The organism is Amycolatopsis sp. NPDC051758 (assembly GCF_044453095.1).
GTDB lineage: Bacteria > Actinomycetota > Actinomycetes > Mycobacteriales > Pseudonocardiaceae > Amycolatopsis.
Genome location: NZ_JBITCJ010000006.1, coordinates 408,188 through 425,003 on the forward strand (window position 1 = coordinate 408,188; position 16,816 = coordinate 425,003).

Annotated in this window: 15 protein-coding genes; 11 read left to right on the forward strand and 4 right to left on the reverse strand. The window is 71.9% G+C overall.

Features of this window, described 5'->3' with window-relative positions:
- Positions 1-135 precede the first annotated feature (135 nt).
- Genes ACIA5G_RS29175 through ACIA5G_RS29210 form a run of 8 tightly spaced genes read left to right on the forward strand, consistent with a single transcriptional unit; the run spans position 136 to position 8,592 of the window.
- The gene (locus tag ACIA5G_RS29175) at positions 136-1,200 is read left to right on the forward strand and encodes an acyl carrier protein (protein WP_395928783.1); all 1,065 of its coding nucleotides are present in this window, start codon (positions 136-138) and stop codon (positions 1,198-1,200) included.
- Positions 1,200-2,708 (forward strand): class I adenylate-forming enzyme family protein, encoded by a 1,509-nt coding sequence (locus ACIA5G_RS29180; RefSeq protein WP_395928785.1) that lies wholly within the window; start codon positions 1,200-1,202, stop codon positions 2,706-2,708. Before ACIA5G_RS29175 ends, ACIA5G_RS29180 begins: the two co-directional genes overlap by 1 nt.
- Positions 2,701-4,050, forward strand: a complete 1,350-nt coding sequence (locus ACIA5G_RS29185) for a type III PLP-dependent enzyme (protein WP_395928787.1) — start codon at positions 2,701-2,703, stop codon at positions 4,048-4,050. The genes ACIA5G_RS29180 and ACIA5G_RS29185 overlap by 8 nt, the downstream gene beginning before the upstream one ends.
- Positions 4,011-4,265 carry an acyl carrier protein gene (locus tag ACIA5G_RS29190; protein ID WP_395928789.1) on the forward strand — a complete coding sequence of 85 codons (255 nt, stop codon included), beginning with the start codon at positions 4,011-4,013 and terminating at the stop codon, positions 4,263-4,265. The genes ACIA5G_RS29185 and ACIA5G_RS29190 overlap by 40 nt, the downstream gene beginning before the upstream one ends.
- Positions 4,262-5,449, forward strand: a complete 1,188-nt coding sequence (locus ACIA5G_RS29195; RefSeq protein ID WP_395928791.1) for an acyl-CoA dehydrogenase family protein — start codon at positions 4,262-4,264, stop codon at positions 5,447-5,449. The genes ACIA5G_RS29190 and ACIA5G_RS29195 overlap by 4 nt, the downstream gene beginning before the upstream one ends.
- Complete coding sequence (locus ACIA5G_RS29200; RefSeq protein ID WP_395928793.1) at positions 5,442-6,524, forward strand: acyl-CoA dehydrogenase family protein; 1,083 nt, start codon at positions 5,442-5,444, stop codon at positions 6,522-6,524. The genes ACIA5G_RS29195 and ACIA5G_RS29200 overlap by 8 nt, the downstream gene beginning before the upstream one ends.
- Positions 6,525-6,547: 23 nt before the next feature.
- A complete protein-coding gene (locus ACIA5G_RS29205; protein WP_395928795.1) occupies positions 6,548-8,104 on the forward strand; it encodes an amino acid adenylation domain-containing protein in 1,557 nt (518 codons plus the stop codon).
- A 29-nt stretch (positions 8,105-8,133) separates the two neighbouring features.
- The gene (locus tag ACIA5G_RS29210; protein ID WP_395928797.1) at positions 8,134-8,592 is read left to right on the forward strand and encodes a sugar 3,4-ketoisomerase; all 459 of its coding nucleotides are present in this window, start codon (positions 8,134-8,136) and stop codon (positions 8,590-8,592) included.
- Between the two features lie 174 nt (positions 8,593-8,766).
- Here ACIA5G_RS29210 and aceB read toward each other — a convergent pair whose 3' ends face one another.
- Both aceB and aceA read right to left on the reverse strand, forming a co-directional pair.
- Positions 8,767-10,374, reverse strand: a complete 1,608-nt coding sequence (gene aceB / locus ACIA5G_RS29215; RefSeq protein WP_395928800.1) for a malate synthase A — start codon at positions 10,372-10,374, stop codon at positions 8,767-8,769.
- 94 nt (positions 10,375-10,468) lie between these two features.
- Positions 10,469-11,749, reverse strand: coding sequence for an isocitrate lyase (gene aceA, locus ACIA5G_RS29220; RefSeq protein ID WP_395928802.1), 1,281 nt, complete (start codon positions 11,747-11,749; stop codon positions 10,469-10,471).
- A 229-nt stretch (positions 11,750-11,978) separates the two neighbouring features.
- On the opposite strand from aceA, the gene ACIA5G_RS29225 reads away from it, so the two are divergent.
- Positions 11,979-13,403, forward strand: a complete 1,425-nt coding sequence (locus ACIA5G_RS29225) for a short-chain fatty acyl-CoA regulator family protein (RefSeq protein ID WP_395928804.1) — start codon at positions 11,979-11,981, stop codon at positions 13,401-13,403.
- Here the strand turns inward: ACIA5G_RS29225 and ACIA5G_RS29230 are convergent, their stop codons facing one another.
- The gene (locus ACIA5G_RS29230) at positions 13,404-14,378 is read right to left on the reverse strand and encodes a hypothetical protein (RefSeq protein ID WP_395928806.1); all 975 of its coding nucleotides are present in this window, start codon (positions 14,376-14,378) and stop codon (positions 13,404-13,406) included.
- Positions 14,375-14,875, reverse strand: coding sequence for a SigE family RNA polymerase sigma factor (locus ACIA5G_RS29235; protein WP_395928808.1), 501 nt, complete (start codon positions 14,873-14,875; stop codon positions 14,375-14,377). The genes ACIA5G_RS29230 and ACIA5G_RS29235 overlap by 4 nt, the downstream gene beginning before the upstream one ends.
- An 88-nt stretch (positions 14,876-14,963) precedes the next feature.
- On the opposite strand from ACIA5G_RS29235, the gene ilvA reads away from it, so the two are divergent.
- Positions 14,964-16,220 carry a threonine ammonia-lyase IlvA gene (gene ilvA, locus ACIA5G_RS29240; protein WP_395928810.1) on the forward strand — a complete coding sequence of 419 codons (1,257 nt, stop codon included), beginning with the start codon at positions 14,964-14,966 and terminating at the stop codon, positions 16,218-16,220.
- A 21-nt stretch (positions 16,221-16,241) separates the two neighbouring features.
- Positions 16,242-16,811 (forward strand): NADAR family protein, encoded by a 570-nt coding sequence (locus tag ACIA5G_RS29245; RefSeq protein WP_395928812.1) that lies wholly within the window; start codon positions 16,242-16,244, stop codon positions 16,809-16,811.
- Positions 16,812-16,816: the final 5 nt, after the last annotated feature.

Below are 16,816 nucleotides of genomic sequence, written 5' to 3' on the forward strand. Positions count from 1 at the left end.
CGACGCCGGTGGCCAGGTTCCGGCCGGCGCCCGCGACCTGAAGCGCCGAGATTGGGGAGTGGCCATGACACCCGTGAAGGAAAGCCCAGCGTCGTCCTCCTGCGCCGCCGGCGAGGCTCCGGGGAGGCAGGCCTGATGACCTCGACGGAGAGCACGGTCCACGCGCAGCTGCTGGACTGCCTTCAGGCCAACCTCGCGGTTGTCGCCGACCGCCACCACGGCCCGGACACCCACCTGGCGCTGGGCGCCGCGCTGCGGTTCCGGCCCGCCGCCGGACCGGACGGGCTGCCGACGGTCGAGCCGAGCCTCGACAGCCACCTCGCCGACGCGGAGCGGTTCCTGGGTCTCCTGGTGACCGATCGCTGGCGGGACATCACCCCGGCGCGGCTCGAGGCGCTGAGCGCCGAGCACGTCGAGCTCTACGTGGTGGCCGACGCGTACGACCTGTCCTGGACGCCGTACTACCTGCAGCAGCACATGGAACACAGCTTCCTGGTGCGCAGCTGCCCGGCCGGCGCCGCGATCACCGACGCCTACCGCAACCAGACGCCGTGGGGCAACGCCGTGCCCGGCCGCTGGGAAGTGGACTGGGCCAAGCTCCCCACCGCCGGGCACGTGGTGGCACTGGCGCCCGCCGCGACCGTGCCGGCGGCCACCCCGATCGTCGACATCGCCGATCCCGCCGAGTACCTGGACGCCTACGCCCGCCACGCCGACCGGGCGGCGGCGTTGCACCGGCTCACCTTGGAGACCTGGCTGCTGACCCGGTCCCGCAAGCTGCACGCCGCGTTCCAGGCCCGCACCGGCACCGACGCGGTCGACGAGCACCTGCGGGAATGGGGCCTGCTGACCGAGCAGACCTACCTGGCCGCGCGCCGGGCGGAGCGGGGCCGCCGGGAGCCTGCCGGGCTGCTCGACCGGCTGGGCCGGGCGCTGGCCGCGGACCGGGAAGTGTTCGGCGCCGCGCCGAACGAACTGCGTGACACGGTCGCCGGGATCGTCGCCGAGGTGCTGGGCACCACCCCCGAGCGGGTGCTGGCCGAGCCGGAGCTGACCCTGTTGCCGGGGTTCGACTCCATGCGGCTGGTCGAGATCGTGGCGCGCCTCGAACAGCAGCTCGACGTCGAGTTCGACCCGGACGACCTGCTGCCGGAGAACCTTCACCACCTCGACGGCCTGTGCCGGCTGGGAGGAGCCTGATGAACCCCCAGCCCACGCTGCTGGCGCACCTGGTGGACGACGCCGCTGCCCGCTGGCCCGGCCGGCCCGCGGTCACCAGCGGCGGGACCACCCTCACCCACGCCGAACTGGCCGACGCCAGCCACCGGCTCGCCCGCTGGCTCGCGGACCGGGGCCTGCGGCGCGGCGACCGGATGGTCGTGGTGGCGGGCTCCACCCCGCTGATTCCCGCGCTGCTGTACGCGGCGGCGCGCATGGGGGCCGCGTTCATCCTCATGCACGAACAGGTGCGCGGACGCCCGTTGGCGCACGTGCTCGACGACGCCGAGCCCGCACTGGTCGTCGGGGCCGACCCTGCCGTCGTCGATGACGCACGGGCCAAGGGGATCGACGCGGTCGACACCGAGACGCTGGCCGACGCCGGGTTCACCGGCGAAGCGCGGCCCTGGGCCCCGGCGGCCGGTGACGGCCCGCTCGCGGTGGACCCGGTGTGCCTGATCTACACCTCGGGCACGACGTCGCTGCCCAAGGCCGTCGTCAGCACGCACCAGCAAGCCGTCTTCGCGGCGCAGGCCATCCAGTCGCAACTGTCCTATCGGGACGACGACGTGGTGTACTCGCCACTGCCGCTGTCCTTCGACTACGGGCTCTACCAGCTGTTCCTCGGCGCGGTCAGCGGCGCGCACGTCTGGCTGGGGCAACCGGCGGAAGTCGGGCCGGCCTTGGCACGCAACCTCGTGCGAGCGAACGCGACCGTCCTGGCTGCGGTGCCTGCGGTGGCGGAAGCGCTGGCCCGGCTGCTGGCCCGGGGCGGGCCTGCCCCGGCCTTGCGGCTGCTCACCAACACCGGCGCGGCGATGCCGTCCGAGGCGCTCGTCGGCTTGCGGGCGGCGATCCCCGGCCTGCGGGTGCAGCTGATGTTCGGGCTGACCGAGTGCAAACGAGCCACCATCATGCCCCCGGACGAGGACCTGGTCCGCCCGGGATCGTCCGGTCGCGCGCTGCCCGGCACCGAGGTGTTCGTCGTGGACGACGTCGGCCGGCGCCAGCCGCCGGGTGAGGTCGGCGAGATCATCGTGCGCGGCCCGAACGTGATGGCCGGCTACTGGCGGCGGCCCGAGCTGACCGACCAGCGCTTCCCCAAGGCCGACGGGCTGTTCCCGCAGCTGCGCACCGGGGACTACGGCTGGCTGGACGAGGACGGCTACCTCTACTTCTCCGGCCGCCGGGACGACATCTACAAGGAGCGTGGTTTCCGGGTCAGCGCGACCGAGGTCGAGGCCGCCGCGCGCCGGGTGCCCGGCTGCGCGTCGGCGGCGGTGCTGCCGCCGAGTGACGGCGAGCCCGCCGCGCTGGTGGCGACCGGCACACTGACGGCCGAGCAGGTGCTGGCCGGCATGCGGGAGCAGATCGAGGAGTTCAAGATCCCGCGCCAGTGCGTGATCATCGACGAACTTCCCTTGTCCCGCAACGGGAAGGTCGACCGCAAGGGGCTGGCCGGCCTGGTCCGGGGGGCACGGCATGTCTGAAGCATTGCTGGACCAGCAGATCACCACGTCCCCCTCGGTCCGGGAAGCGCTGGCGCAGGTGGGCACCCCCGCCTACGTCTATGACCTGGCCGAAGTGCGGCGCAACGCGCGCCGGCTGCGGGCCGCGCTGCCCGAGGAGTGCAGCCTCTACTACTCGCTCAAGGCGAACCCGCACCCGGCGCTGCTGGGTGAGCTGCGGGCCGGCGGCGCGGAACCCGAGGTGTGCTCGCCGGGTGAGCTGGACGCGACGCTCGACGCGGGCTGGCCGGCCGCGGATGCCTTGTACACCGGGCCCGGGAAGCGCGACGCCGATGTGGCGGCCGCCCTGCGGTCGGGCGTCCGGAAGTTCTCGGTGGACTCGCCGGCGGCGCTGGACCAGCTCGACCGGATCGCCGCGGATCTCGGCGTCCACGCGCGCTGTCTCCTGCGGGTCAACGACGACCAGCCGACTCCGGGCCAGCGGCTGGCGATGACCGGCGTGCCGTCCCAGTTCGGCGCGGACGCCGGCTGGGTGCTGGCCGAGCCCGCGCGCTTCGCGGGCCGGCCGCACGCGTCGGTGGTGGGCCTGCACCTCTACATGGGCACGAACCTGGTCAGCGCAGACGACCTCGTCGCCCAGTTCGGCCACACCCTGCGCACCGCCACGCGCCTGAGCGGGGCGCTGGAGGCGGAAGGGGCCACGATCGAGGTGCTCGACCTCGGCGGCGGTTTCGGCGCCCCCTTCGCGAAGGCCGGCGCCGCGGTCGAATTCGACGGGATGCGTGAACGGCTGGAGGAGCTGTTCGACGACGGTGTGCCCGGCTGGCGCGAGGGACGTCCGGCGATCGCGTTCGAGTCGGGCCGCTACCTGGTCGGCACGGCGGGCACGCTCGTGACGTCGGTGCTCGACACCAAACGGTCGCACGGCCGGGAGATCGTCGTCCTCGAGTCCGGCATCAACCACCTCGGCGGCATGTCCGGCCTGCGCCGGCTGCCTCCTTTGGTGCCCCACCTGCTCACCGTCGACCGCGCGGCCGGTCCTGCCGAGACGACCGAGACGACCGTCGTCGGCCCGTTGTGCACGCCCTTGGACACCTGGGCGCGCAACGTCCAGCTGCCCCGGCTCGCCCCGGGAGACCTGCTGGCCGTCCCCAACACCGGGGCCTACGGCCTGTACGCGAGCCTGCTGGCCTTCCTCGGCCACCCTGCCCCGGCGGAGATCGTCGTCGACGGCGACCGGCCCGGCTCGCCCGTCGTCCACGCCTCACGCCTCCACCTCACGCGCGCCTCGATCGCCGTGGTGCCACAGGAAAGGAACGATCCATGGACCAGCGATTCACCGAGCTGCTCACCCGATTCCTGAGGTTCCTGGACGGACGGGAGATCACCCCCGAGTCGAAGCTGTGGGAGCTCGGGCTGGACTCCATGCAGTCCATCGAGCTGCTGTTCGCGATCGAGGACACGTTCGACGTCTCCCTGCCCGACGAGGACCTCACCGACGCCACGTTCGCCACCGCCGGCAGCCTGTGGGACGCGGTGCAGGCCGCGCTCGGCACGCCGGGCGAGCGAGCGGCATGAGTGACGCGGCAGCGGCCTTGACCGAGCCGGCGCCGGCCGGCCCCACGGCCCTCGCCGGCCGCGTGGCCGCGGTCGCCGCCGAGCACGCCGCGCGCCACGACCAGGAAGCGTCGTTCCCGGTGGAGGCGCTGGCCGAGCTGCGGGCGACCGGGCTGCTGGGGCTGCTGGTCCCCGCCGGGCACGGCGGCCTCGGCGGCGACGTCACCGATCTGCTGGACGCCGCCATCCGGATCGGGCGGGCCGACATGTCCGTCGCGATGATCTTCGCGATGCACTGCCAGCAGGTCGCCGCGGTGGTGGGGCACGCGGGCCCGCAGCTGCGTGCCGAGCTGCTGCCCGAGATCGCGGCCGGCCGGGTGTACCTGGCGTCGGTGACCACGGAGGCCGGCAAGGGCGGCCACCTGCGCACCGCCCAGGCCGGGCTCGAAGTCTCCGACGGCGACCTGGTCGTCGACCGGTTCGCGCCGATCGTGACCGGCGGGGCGCACGCGGACGGCTTCCTCGTCACCATGCTGCGTCCCGGCGCCGGGTCGCCCAACCAGGTTTCGCTCGTGTACGCGCACCGCGACCAGCTCACGGTGACCGCGTCGGGCGACTGGCAGCCGATGGGGATGCGCGCCAGCCACAGCGCGCCGCTGCGCCTGGAAGGGCGGCTGCCCGGCCACCAGGTTGTCGGCGAGCACGGCGGGTTCGGCCGGATCGCGGCCGAGGTCTTCGGGCCGCTGGCCCACCTCGGCTGGTCGGCGAGCTGGCTCGGCACCGCCAGCGGCGCGCTGTCGGGCGTGCTGACCCTGTTGCGCAGCAAGGACGGCCGGCAGCGGTTCAACCTCGACTCCGAGCTGCTGCTGAGCCGGCTCGGTTCGGCGCGCCAGCGGGTGGACGCCGTGCACGCGCTGCTGCGGCAGACCGCGCAGCGGGTCGCGGAAGCGGACGACCTTTCGCGGCCGCGCAACCAGCTCCTGCTGAACACGCTGAAGATCACCGCCGCCGAGCAGTGCCACGCCGTCGTGGAAGACCTGATCGACGCGGTCGGCCTGCAGCACGGTTACCTGAAGGACTCCCCCACCGGCCTGGAGCGCGCGCTGCGCGACCTGCGATCCGCGGCGCTGAACTACAGCAACGACCGGCTGCGCCTCGCGGACGGCCGGCTGGCCCTGCTCGACCCGGAGGTGCGTCTTGCCTGAGCTGCTGCCCGATCAGGGGGACGCGCTGACCGGCGGCGGCCGGGAGGTCTGGGCCGCGCTGGGCGCGTCCGGCGCGCTGCGCTCGGCGTACCGCGGCGGCGATCCGTCCCTCGGCGTGGATCCCGTGGGCCTCGGCCGTCTGCTGTCCGAAGTGGACGCCCAGGCGGAGGTGGGGGCCACGCTGTCGTCGTGCGTCCAGCTGGCCACCGCGGTGCCGCTGCTCGCCACCGGCTCCGGCCCGGCCGAGGCGGCGCTGGCCGACGCGCTCGCCGGGACCTCGGTGACCGCCTTGGCCGCCACGGACACCACCGCCGGCTCCGACCTGACCGCGCTCGGCACCGAGGTGGCCATCGGCGACAACGAGCTCGTGCTCAACGGCGGCAAGCGCTGGATCACCAACGCCACCCAGGCCGACCGGATCCTGGTGCTGGCCCGCCACCGCCCGGGACGGCACTTCACCAACTTCACCTGGGTGCTGGTGCCGGCCTCGGCCGCCGGCGTGACGGCGCGCCCCGCGGACACCGAGCTGTTCGCGGGCGCCGGCGTCGGCCATCTGACCTTCGAGGACGTGCGGCTGCCCCGCGAGCACCTGGTGGGCAAGCCGGGCCGCGGGCTGGCCGCCTTCGCCCGCCAGATCGCGGTGGAACGGCTCGCCGGCGCCCTGTGGGCGGTCGCGCTGTGCCGGCGGGTGCTGACGGCCACGAAGGCCCGGCTCGAGGACCCCACCCGGTCCGACGAACCGTTGTGGCGCAACGAAAGCGTGCGCCAGCGATTCGCCACCTGCGTAGTGGCGGTGCGGCAGCTGGACGCGCTGTGCCGGGAGCTCGGCGACCGGGTCGCGACGCGGTACGACACCGCGGCCGCCGCGTTGCTCAAGGCCGGCGCGGGCATGACCGCCGAACGGGTACTGGCGGACTGCGCCCAGCTGCAGGGGGCCGACGGGTTCGCGGCCGGCGGCGCGCAGTGGCTTCGCGCCCAGGCCGCGGTCTTCGGGATCGGCGGCGGGGTCACCGAAGTCGTGCTGTCCGCGGTTGCGGACTCGGCCGACGCGCTGCTGGCGGAGACGGCCCGATGACGTCCCAGCCGAGGAGGGATCCCATGACCGACGCCCGCACGCTCGACGACTGGTTCACCACCACGGTGGCGGAGTTCGGCGACGAGACCGCGCTGGAGGTGTCCGGCGAGCAGTTCAGCTACACCGAGCTCGACACGCTGGCCGGCCGGCTGGCCGGGGTGCTGGTCGCCGAGCACGGCGGCGCGCCGTCGAGGATCGGGCTGCTGGCCGCGCGCTGCCCACTGGCCTACGCGGGATACCTTGCGGCGCAACGGCTCGGCGCCACCGTCGTCCCGCTGAACCCGGCGTTCCCGGCGGCCCGCAACGCCGCCATCACCCGGGCGGCCGGCCTGGACCTGGTGCTGGCGCAGGAAGACACCCCAGGGCTGGACGACTGGCCGGCCCCCGTCGTGCGGGCCGATCCGAAGCTGGCCAGGCTTCGCGAGGGCGCCACCCCCGCTCTGCCCGGCTCGGCGGCCGGCCCGGACGACCTCGCCTACATCCTCTTCACCTCCGGCTCCACCGGGACGCCGAAGGGCGTGCCGATCCAGCACCGCAACGTTTCCGCCTACCTCGACCACGTGATCCCGTTGTACGAAGCGGGCCCGGGCTCGCGGGTGTCGCAGGTCTTCGACCTCACCTTCGACCCGTCCGTGCGCGACATGTTCCTCGCGTGGGGCTCGGGCGCGACGCTGGTGGTGCCCAGCGCCAACGACGTTCTCACGCCGGTGCGGTTCGTGAAGCGGGCGCGCCTGACGCACTGGTGCTCGGTGCCGTCCGTGGTTTCGTTCGCGCTGAAGCTGCGTGGCCTCGCCCCCGGCAGCATGCCGACGTTGAAGTGGAGCGTGTTCTGCGGCGAGGCGCTGACCACGAGCCAGGCGGAGGCGTGGCGGGCCGCGGCCCCGGACAGCGCGCTGGAGAACAGCTACGGCCCCACCGAGGTGACGATCACCTGCACCGGGTACCGCCTACCCGACGAGGTCGACGAATGGCCGCGCCCGGCGAACGGCACCGTCCCCATCGGACCCGTGTACCCGGAACTCGAAAGCTTGATCATCGGCGACGACGGGACACCGTCGGCGGACGGCGAACTGTGCGTGCGCGGGCCACAGCGGTTCCCGGGTTACCTGGACGCGGGCGACAACGCCGGCCGGTTCGTCACGTTCGAGGGTGAACGCGCCGAGGTGTACGACGGTTCGACCCCGTTGACCGGGCAGCACTGGTACCGCACCGGGGACCGGGTACGCGTCGAGGACGGCCGGCTCGTCCACCACGGCCGGCTCGACCACCAGATCAAGATCCGCGGCTACCGCGTGGAACTCGGGGAGATCGAAGCGGCGCTGCGGGCGCAGCCGGGCGTGCGGGACGCGTTTGTCGTCCCCTTGACCGGGCCGAACGGCGAACTGGACCTCGAGGCCGCCTACACCGGCGTCGCCCAGGACGCCGAGGTCCTCCTCGCCGGCCTGCGGACGAAGCTGCCCGGCTACATGGTGCCGCGCCGGGCGACGGCGTTCGACGAGCTGCCGCTCAACCCGAACGGCAAGGTGGACCGGGCCGCGCTGGCCGCCCGCCTGGCCCCGCCGGCACCGAAGGCCGCGTGAGGATCCGTCAACGTGAAGGAAAGGTGACCATGGCATCCGAAACCCGCTCCGGCGGCGACCAGCCCGTGATCGGCCGGATCGCACCCTGCCGGATCATCGACTTCCCCGAGCACGCCGACCAGCGCGGCCGCCTCACCGTGATCCAGCCGCGCCAGGACGTCGACTTCGACGTGCGCCGGGCGTTCTACCTCCACGACGTCCGCGACGGCGCTTCGCGCGGCGCGCACGGCCACCGCGAGCTGATCCAGCTGCTGATCCCGGTCCACGGCAGTTTCACGGTCGTCGCGGACGACGGCTTCCAGCAGGCGACCTACGTCCTGGACAACCCGAGCCGCGGCCTCTACGTGAGCCCCATGGTGTGGTGCGACGTCACCGAGTTCGCCCCCGGCGCGGTCCTGCTCTGCCTGGCGTCCGAGGAGTACGACGAGGCCGACTACTACCGCGACTACGACGAGTTCCGCCGCGCCGCCCGGTCCCTGGCGGCTTGAACCGCGGGGACGACAAGCAGAAATGAACCGGCCCGGTGACGGGGAGCCTCCGTCACCGGGCCGGTTCGGACCACACCATCCCAACCAGTGTGGATCCGGCCGCCCCTCGTCAGGTAGGGGCGGCCGGAGCTCGAAGCACTCTCTTCCGCTGAGAGCGCATCGAACCGAGCCCTGCTACCGGGCGTCCGTGAGGTACCGCGCGTAGGCACCCGTGGTGAGGAAGCTCGGCAGCTTCTCGCCCAGCGCGGTCTCGGTGAAGATCTCGTACGCGTCGCCGAGGCGGTTGCTCTCGCCGAGTTCCGCACGCACCGACGCGAGTTCGTCGTCCAGGAACTCGACCGCCAGTTCGCGGGTGAGCGCCGTGCCGTCCTCGAGCTTCGTGCCGTTGCGGATCCACTGCCAGATCTGGCAACGCGCGATCTCGGCGGTGGCCGCGTCCTCCATCAGGTTGTGGATCGCCGCCGCGCCGGTGCCGCGCAGCCACGCGTCGACGTAGCGCAGCGCGACGTTGATGTTCGCGCGCACGCCCGCTTCGGTGACCTCGCCGCCGGCGCTCGCGACGTCGAGCAGGTCCTCCGCGGTGACCTCGACGTCGTCCCGCAGCTTGCCGAGCTGGTTCGGCCAGCCGCCGAGCACACTGTCGAACACCTCGCGGCAGACCGGAACGAGCCCGGGGTGCGCCACCCAGGAACCGTCGAAGCCGTCGCCGGCCTCACGTTCCTTGTCGGCGCGGACCTTCTCGAGCGCGGTCGCGTTGATCTCCGGGTCCTTGCTCGGGATGAACGCGGCCATGCCGCCGATGGCGTGCGCGCCGCGCTTGTGGCAGGTCTGCACCAGCAGCTCGGTGTAGGCCCGCATGAACGGCACGGTCATCGTGACCTGCGCGCGGTCCGGCAGCACGAAGTCGGCGCCGTGCGCGGCGAAGTTCTTGATCATGCTGAAGATGTAGTCCCAGCGCCCGGCGTTGAGGCCCGCAGCGTGCTCGCGCAGTTCGTAAAGGATCTCGTCCATCTCGAACGCGGCGGTGATCGTCTCGATCAGCACGGTGGCGCGGATCGTGCCGCGCGGGACGCCGAGCTCGCGCTGCGCCAGCAGGAAGACGTCGTTCCACAGCCGCGCTTCGAGGTGGTTCTCGAGCTTCGGCAGGTAGAAGTACGGGCCGACGCCGCGCGCGAGCAGCTGGCGGGCGTTGTGGAAGAAGAACAGGCCGAAGTCGACCAGGCTCGCCGAGACCGGACGGCCGTCGATGCGGATGTGCTTCTCCACCAGGTGCCAGCCGCGGGGACGCGCGACGATCGTCGCGGGGTCGTCGCCGATCGTGTAGTGCTTGCCGGCCTCGGTGGTGAAGTCGATGTTGCGGCGGATCGCGTCGAAGAGGTTGAGCTGGCCGTCGATGACGTTGTGCCACGTCGGCGACGTCGCGTCCTCGAAGTCCGCCAGCCACACCTTCGCGCCGGAGTTCAGCGCGTTGACCGTCATCTTGCGGTCGGTCGGGCCGGTGATCTCGACCCGGCGGTCTTCCAGGCCCGGCGCCGTCGGCGCGACGTGCCAGGACTCGTCGTCGCGGATCCGGCGGGTCTCGGGCAGGAAGCCGAGCGGCTTCTCCCCCGACTGCAGCTCCTCGCGGCGCACGCGACGGGCGTCGAGCAGCTCGCGCCGGCGGCCGGCGAAGGTGTTGTCGAGCTTGGCCAGGAAGTCGAGTGCCGCCGGGGTGAGGATTTCGGCGGACCGGCCCTCGACCGGTCCGGTGACCTCGATGCGGTAGTTCAGCCGATCAACCATGGGGTGCCTCCGCGAGCAGAGCTGTGCAGGGAAGGAAAGGAAGGGGGACGCGGCCTGACGACGGAGGGGGGCCGCCGTCAGGCCGCGACCGGGATCAGTGGAACTGGGCTTCTTCGGTGGAGCCCTTGAGCGCCGTGGTCGAGCTCTCCGGGTTCAGCGCCGTCGCGACGTTGTCGAAGTAGCCGGTGCCGACCTCGCGCTGGTGCTTCGTCGCCGTGTAACCGCGGCTCTCCGAAGCGAACTCGCGCTCCTGCAGGTCGACGTAGGCGGTCATGCCCTCGCGGGCGTAGCCGTGCGCCAGGTCGAACATCGAGTAGTTCAGCGCGTGGAAGCCGGCCAGCGTGATGAACTGGAACTTGTAGCCCATGTGGCCGAGCTCGCGCTGGAACTTCGCGATCGTCGCGTCGTCCAGGTGCTTCTTCCAGTTGAACGACGGCGAGCAGTTGTAGGCCAGCATCTGGTCCGGGAACTTCGCCTTGATCGCCTCGGCGTACTTGCGCGCCACCTCGAGGTCCGGCTCCGAGGTCTCCATCCAGAGCAGGTCGGCGTACTGGGCGTAGGCCAGGCCGCGCTCGATGCACGGGTCGATGCCGTTGGTGACCTCGTAGAAGCCCTCGGCGGTGCGGCCGCCGGTGAGGAACTGCTGGTCACGCTCGTCGACGTCGCTGGTCAGCAGCGTCGCGGCCTGCGCGTCGGTGCGGGCGACGATCAGCGACGGCACGTTCAGCACGTCCGCGGCGAGGCGGGCGGCGTTCAGCGTGCGCTCGTGCTGCTTGGTCGGGATGAGCACCTTGCCGCCGAGGTGGCCGCACTTCTTCTCCGACGCGAGCTGGTCTTCCCAGTGCACACCCGCGGCGCCGGCCGCGATCATGCCCTTCATCAGCTCGAACGCGTTGAGCGGGCCACCGAAGCCAGCCTCGGCGTCGGCGACGATCGGGGCGTACCAGTCGATGTCGGTGTTGCCCTCGGCCCAGTTGATCTGGTCGGCGCGGCCCAGCGCGTTGTTGATCCGGCGGACCACGGCCGGCACCGAGTTGGCCGGGTAGAGGCTCTGGTCCGGGTAGGTCTGGCCGGACAGGTTGGCGTCCGCCGCGACCTGCCAGCCGGACAGGTAGATGGCCTGCAGGCCCGCGCGGACCTGCTGGACGGCCTGGTTGCCGGTCAGGGCGCCCAGCGCGTGGACGTAGTCCTCGGTGTGCAGGAGGTTCCACAGCTTCTCGGCACCCCGGCGGGCCAGGGTGTGCTCCTCGACGACGCTGCCACGCAGCTTGACGACGTCCTCAGCCGAGTAGGAGCGCTGCACGCCCGCCCAGCGGGGGTCGTTCGCCCACTGCGCCGCCAGCTCCGCGGCCGCCTGCTTGGCCTGTTCCGTCATCGGACTCTCCCGGTGTTGCGAAGTTTGCGATTGCTCGCCTTGCCTGATCTGACCCTTGCATGGCAGGGGAAATCCGATCCAGCTGTCCAATTTGCCAATTTGTGCGAAGGGTCCGTACGCTCCTTGCAAAGGTTGCGAATCGCGGTTTCGCAACCGCACCGAAAATCCGCGTTCTTGACCGTTCACGTAACCGTTCAGGACCGGAAACCTTCCGGAGAGGTGGGCTCGAATGGAGAAGACTTTCGCCGGAGCGAGGTTGCGTCATCTGCGCGAAAGCCGGGCGATGAGCCAGGCCGACCTCGCTCGTGTGCTGGAGATCTCACCCAGCTACCTCAACCAGATCGAGCACAACTCGCGCCCGCTGACCGTGCCGGTGCTGCTGCGGATCACGCAGGCGTTCGGGGTGGACACCGAGTTCTTCGCCAACAACGACACCTCCCGGCTGGTCGCCGACGTCAAGGAGGCGCTGCTCGACGAGTCGCTCGGCGTCGACGTCACCACCAGTGAGCTCAACGAGCTGGCGACGAACCTGCCGGCGATCGCCCAGGCGCTGGTCAAGCTGCACCGCAGCTACCGCCACGCCGTCGAGAACACCGCCGCGCTCACCACCGAAAACGGCCTGGGCCTGCACGGCAGCGCCGCGTCGGCCTTGCCGCACGAGGAGGTCCGCGACTTCTTCTACGAGCGCGAGAACTACGTCGCCGAACTCGACGAGCGCGCCGAGAAGATGGCGGCCGACATCCCCCTGCAGCGCGGCCAGGTGCTCAGCGCGCTGAAGGACTGCCTTTCGCAGCGCTACGGCGTCGACGTGACCAGCGATGGCATTGACGAATCCGCCGGTCAGCAGCACCGCTACGAGCCGGTGGCGCGGGTGCTGCGGCTCGCACCGAGCCTGCGCGTCGGGCAGCAGGCGTTCCGGATGGCTTCGCAGATCGCCCTGCTCGAGTACGACGACCTGATCACCGAGCTGGCCGACTCCTGGGCGTTCTCCGGCCCGGCGGCGCGCTCGCTCGCCCGCGTCGGCCTGGCGAACTACTTCGCCGGGGCGCTGATCCTCCCCTATGGACCGTTCCTCGCCGCGGCCGAGAGCTTCCGCTACGACATCGAGCGGCTGTGCGACCACTACGGCGTCGGCTTCGAGACCGTGTGCCACCGGCTGTCCACCTTGCAGCGGCCCAAGCACCGCGCGGTGCCGTTCTCCTTCGTGCGCGTGGACCGGGCCGGGAACATGTCGAAGCGGCAGTCCGCGGCCGGGTTCCACTTCTCCCGCGTCGGCGGCGCCTGTCCGCTGTGGAACATCTACGAGGCGTTCACCCAGCCGGGCAAGATCCTCACCCAGATCGCGACGCTGCCCGACGGCAAGAGCTACTTCTGGATCGCGCGCACGGTGTCACGCAACATCGGCGGTTACGGCAGCCCGGGAAAGACGTTCACCGTGGGCCTCGGCTGCGAGCTGCGGCACGCCGGGCGGCTCGTCTATTCGACCGGTCTCGACCTCGACGAACCCGCCGCGGCGACGCCGATCGGGATGGGCTGCAAAGTCTGCGAACGCCCGGCGTGCTCCCAGCGCGCGTTCCCGACGATCGGCAAGCAGCTCACCGTCGACGAGAACACCAGCACCTTCGTCCCCTACCCCGCGGTGCCGAAGGGCTGATCACCCGATCACCTGCGTGGTCCACTTCGACTCGTCCGGGCCGAGCAGCGTGATGCGGCTCAGCAATTCCTGCGCGGTGATGCCCGCGGCCTGCGGCTGGTCGACCCCGACGCAGGCCTGCAGTCCGTTGCCCTTCGCGCAGAGCGGCGAGCCGTAGTCGGTTTTCCGGCCACCCGGTACGGAGACGGTGATCGTCGCGTGCGTCCCGTTCGACGTGTACGCCAGGATCACCCGCCACGGGACGCCATCGGTGTCCGGGCGGCGCGTCAGGAAGCCGTCCTCGAGGCGGAACGTCTCCGGCAAGCCGGCGATGCGCAGCGGCAGCGGCACCGGCCGGTCCGCGAAGACGGCGTGCTCGGCCACCCGGACCAGCACCTGCTGCCGGTCCGGGCCGGTGAGGTGGAAGGCGAGCAGCTCGGCCCACCGGCCGTCCGGCGTCCGCCACCGCAGGCGGCTCCGGCCGTGGTTGAGCGGGTCGTTCGCGTAGCTCGTGAGCCAGTAGCCGTCGCGGTCACCGATCCGGACCGGGATCCGCGTCGCCTGGTCGCCCAGCTCACCCGGCACGGGCGGCTCCTGGCCGGAAACCGACAACGAGATCTCCGGCGGCTGCTCGCCCCGGCCGATGGCCTCCGTGGTGTCACCGTGCGCGCCCACGGAGTACCCGACGCCGGCGATCTGCTCCGGCAGCCAGCCGAAGCCCGTCTTGGCCACGATCGGGTCATGGGCCGGATCCGGGGTCGGCGGGAGCGCGGTCTCCACGGCGTCCGTGGCCGCGGGAACCGAGGGGCGCGAGAGCGACACAGCGGTCACACCACCGGCCGCCACGACGGCGGCGCACCCCACGACCAGCGCGGTGGTCCGCGCGCGGCGACGGCGTCCCCCGACCCGGCGCGCGCGGTCGACGTCGATCTGCGACGGCGGGGCGGGTCCGTCGGCCAGCTCCTTCAACATCGTGGCCAGCTCGTGGTCGGTCATGCTCGTCCCTCCGGAATGCTGATCGGCTCGCGCAGCAGCTCGCGCAGCGTTTCCACGGCCTTCGCGGTCTGGCTCTTGACGGTGCCTTCGGAACACCCCAGCGCCCGCGCGGTCTCCGCGACCGGCAGGTCGCAGAAGTAGCGCAGGACGACGGTGGCGCGTTGCCGCGCCGGCAGCCGTTCCAGCGCGGCACGCAGGTCGAGAGCCAGTTCGACGTCCGCCCGGGCCACGGGTGGCGGGTCGTCGTCGGTGCCGCGCAGGTCCACCCGGCGCCACCACGACGTCCGCTGCTCGGCGAGGAACGTGTTGACCAGCGTCCGGCGGGCGTACCCGTCGAGGTTGTCCGCCCGGGCCGCCCGCGACCAGTTCGCGTAGAGCCGGGTGATCGACGACTGCACCAGGTCGTCGGCCCGGTGCCAGTCCCCGCACAGCAGGTACGCCACCTTGCGCAGCCAGCCGGTCCGTGCCGTCACGAAGTCCGTGAAACCGGCGTCCATCGGCGTCCCCCATCCTGTTCGACACCCCTTTGATGCGCCCGGAGGCCCGGCCGGTTGCCCGGGACCCGCGAGTCGTACATTCAACCGGGTGCACGACATCGACACGGTGACCGCGGCGACGATCGAGAAGGCCGCCGAGCGGCTGGCCGGGGTGGTGACCCGGACCCCGCTGGAGCCGAGCGCGCGGCTGTCGGCCCGGGTGGACGCCCAGGTCTGGGTGAAGCGCGAAGACCTGCAGACCGTCCGGTCGTACAAGATCCGCGGCGCCTACAACTTCATCGTCCAGCTGGACGAGGCGACCCGCGCCCTCGGCGTCGTGTGCGCCAGCGCGGGCAACCACGCCCAGGGTGTCGCGTACGCGTGCCGGCGGCTCGGCGCGAACGGCCGCGTGTACGTCCCGGGGACCACGCCGCGGCAGAAGCGCGAACGCATCGCGACGCTCGGCGGCGCGCACATCGAGGTCATCGTCGTCGGCGAAACGTACGAAGACGCCTTCGCGGCCGCCAACGAAGACGCGCAGCGCACCGGCGCGACGCTGGTGCCGGCCTTCGACGACGTCCGTACCGTCGCCGGCCAGGGCACGGTCGCCGTGGAGGTCATCGAGCAGCTCGGCTTCGTGCCGGACGTCGTGGTCGTCCCGGTCGGCGGCGGCGGGCTGCTCGCCGGTGTCGGCAGCTGGCTGCGCGAGCGGCACCCCGAAGTCCGGATCGTCGGCGTCGAACCCGGCGGGGCGGCCTGCATGGCCGCGGCGCTGTCCGCCGGCCACCCGGTGCGGCTGCCCGAGCTCGACTCGTTCGTCGACGGCGCCGCGGTGCGCATCGCCGGCAGCGTCACCTACCCGCTGGTCCGCGAGAGCGGCGCCGAGCTGACCGCGGTCGCCGAAGGCGCGGTGTGCACCGAGATGCTCGCGATGTACCAGTCCGACGGCATCATCGCCGAGCCCGCGGGCGCGCTCGCCGCGGCCGCGCTCGGCACGGTTGTCGACGTCGAGCCCGGCCAGACCGTCGTGGTCGTGGTCTCCGGCGGCAACAACGACGTCAGCCGCTACAGCGAGATCCTCGAGCGCTCGCTGATGCACGAAGAGCTGAAGCACTACTTCCTGGTCGGGTTCCCGCAGGAGCCCGGCGCGCTGCGGCGGTTCCTGGAGCAGGTGCTCGGGCCCGAGGACGACATCACGCGCTTCGAGTACGTCAAGCGCACCAACCGCGAGATGGGCCCGGCGCTGGTCGGCGTCGAGATCGCCCGGTCGTCCGACCTCCCGGGGCTGCTGGCGAGGATGGACGCGAGCCCGCTACAGGTGGAGCGGATCGAGCCCGGCAGCCCCCTGTTCCACTTCCTGCTGTGACGGTTGTGGTGGACTAGGCGGATGGTGAAGGTCGACGGAATCCGCAGTGTCGAGGCGTTGCGCGAAAAGGTCCACGAGGGTGCGGAGCCCGAGTACCTGCTGTTCTACGGGCACACGCCCTCGAAGTCCGGCCGGGTGACGGCGAGCTGTCTGAGCCAGTGGTGGCTCGACCCGTTCGAGGTGGACGGCGTCGTCTACCCGACCGCCGAGCACTACATGATGGCCGGCAAGGCCGAGCTGTTCGGCGACCACGAGAAGGCCGAGCTGATCCGCGAAGCCCCCGACCCGAAGACGGCGAAGGTGCTCGGCCGCGAGGTCGCCGACTACGACGCCGCCGTCTGGGAGCGGCACCGGTTCGACATCGTCGTCGACGGCAACCTGGCCAAGTTCGGCGCCCACCGCGACCTGCGCCGGTTCCTGCTCGGGACCGGTGACGCCGTGCTGGTCGAGGCGTCGAAGAAGGACCTGGTCTGGGGTACCGGCCTGGCCCGCGAGGAGAAGAACGCGTCCAAGCCGGACTACTGGCGTGGGCTCAACCTGCTCGGCTTCGCGCTGATGGAGGTCCGGGAGCAGCTGCGCGCCCGCATCTGACCTCC

Excerpts from the sequence above, each read along its gene's own strand:
- ACIA5G_RS29180 (WP_395928785.1), top strand. The coding sequence starts at position 1,200 with ATGAACCCCCAGCCCACGCTGCTGGCGCACCTGGTGGACGACGCCGCT.
- ACIA5G_RS29230 (WP_395928806.1), bottom strand. The coding sequence starts at position 14,378 with ATGACCGACCACGAGCTGGCCACGATGTTGAAGGAGCTGGCCGACGGA.
- aceA (WP_395928802.1), bottom strand. The coding sequence starts at position 11,749 with ATGACGGAACAGGCCAAGCAGGCGGCCGCGGAGCTGGCGGCGCAGTGG.
- ACIA5G_RS29205 (WP_395928795.1), top strand. The coding sequence starts at position 6,548 with ATGACCGACGCCCGCACGCTCGACGACTGGTTCACCACCACGGTGGCG.
- ACIA5G_RS29210 (WP_395928797.1), top strand. The coding sequence starts at position 8,134 with ATGGCATCCGAAACCCGCTCCGGCGGCGACCAGCCCGTGATCGGCCGG.
- ACIA5G_RS29175 (WP_395928783.1), top strand. The coding sequence starts at position 136 with ATGACCTCGACGGAGAGCACGGTCCACGCGCAGCTGCTGGACTGCCTT.
- ACIA5G_RS29245 (WP_395928812.1), top strand. The coding sequence starts at position 16,242 with ATGGTGAAGGTCGACGGAATCCGCAGTGTCGAGGCGTTGCGCGAAAAG.
- ACIA5G_RS29190 (WP_395928789.1), top strand. The coding sequence starts at position 4,011 with ATGGACCAGCGATTCACCGAGCTGCTCACCCGATTCCTGAGGTTCCTG.
- aceB (WP_395928800.1), bottom strand. The coding sequence starts at position 10,374 with ATGGTTGATCGGCTGAACTACCGCATCGAGGTCACCGGACCGGTCGAG.
- ACIA5G_RS29185 (WP_395928787.1), top strand. The coding sequence starts at position 2,701 with ATGTCTGAAGCATTGCTGGACCAGCAGATCACCACGTCCCCCTCGGTC.
- ACIA5G_RS29225 (WP_395928804.1), top strand. The coding sequence starts at position 11,979 with ATGGAGAAGACTTTCGCCGGAGCGAGGTTGCGTCATCTGCGCGAAAGC.
- ACIA5G_RS29235 (WP_395928808.1), bottom strand. The coding sequence starts at position 14,875 with ATGGACGCCGGTTTCACGGACTTCGTGACGGCACGGACCGGCTGGCTG.
- ACIA5G_RS29195 (WP_395928791.1), top strand. The coding sequence starts at position 4,262 with ATGAGTGACGCGGCAGCGGCCTTGACCGAGCCGGCGCCGGCCGGCCCC.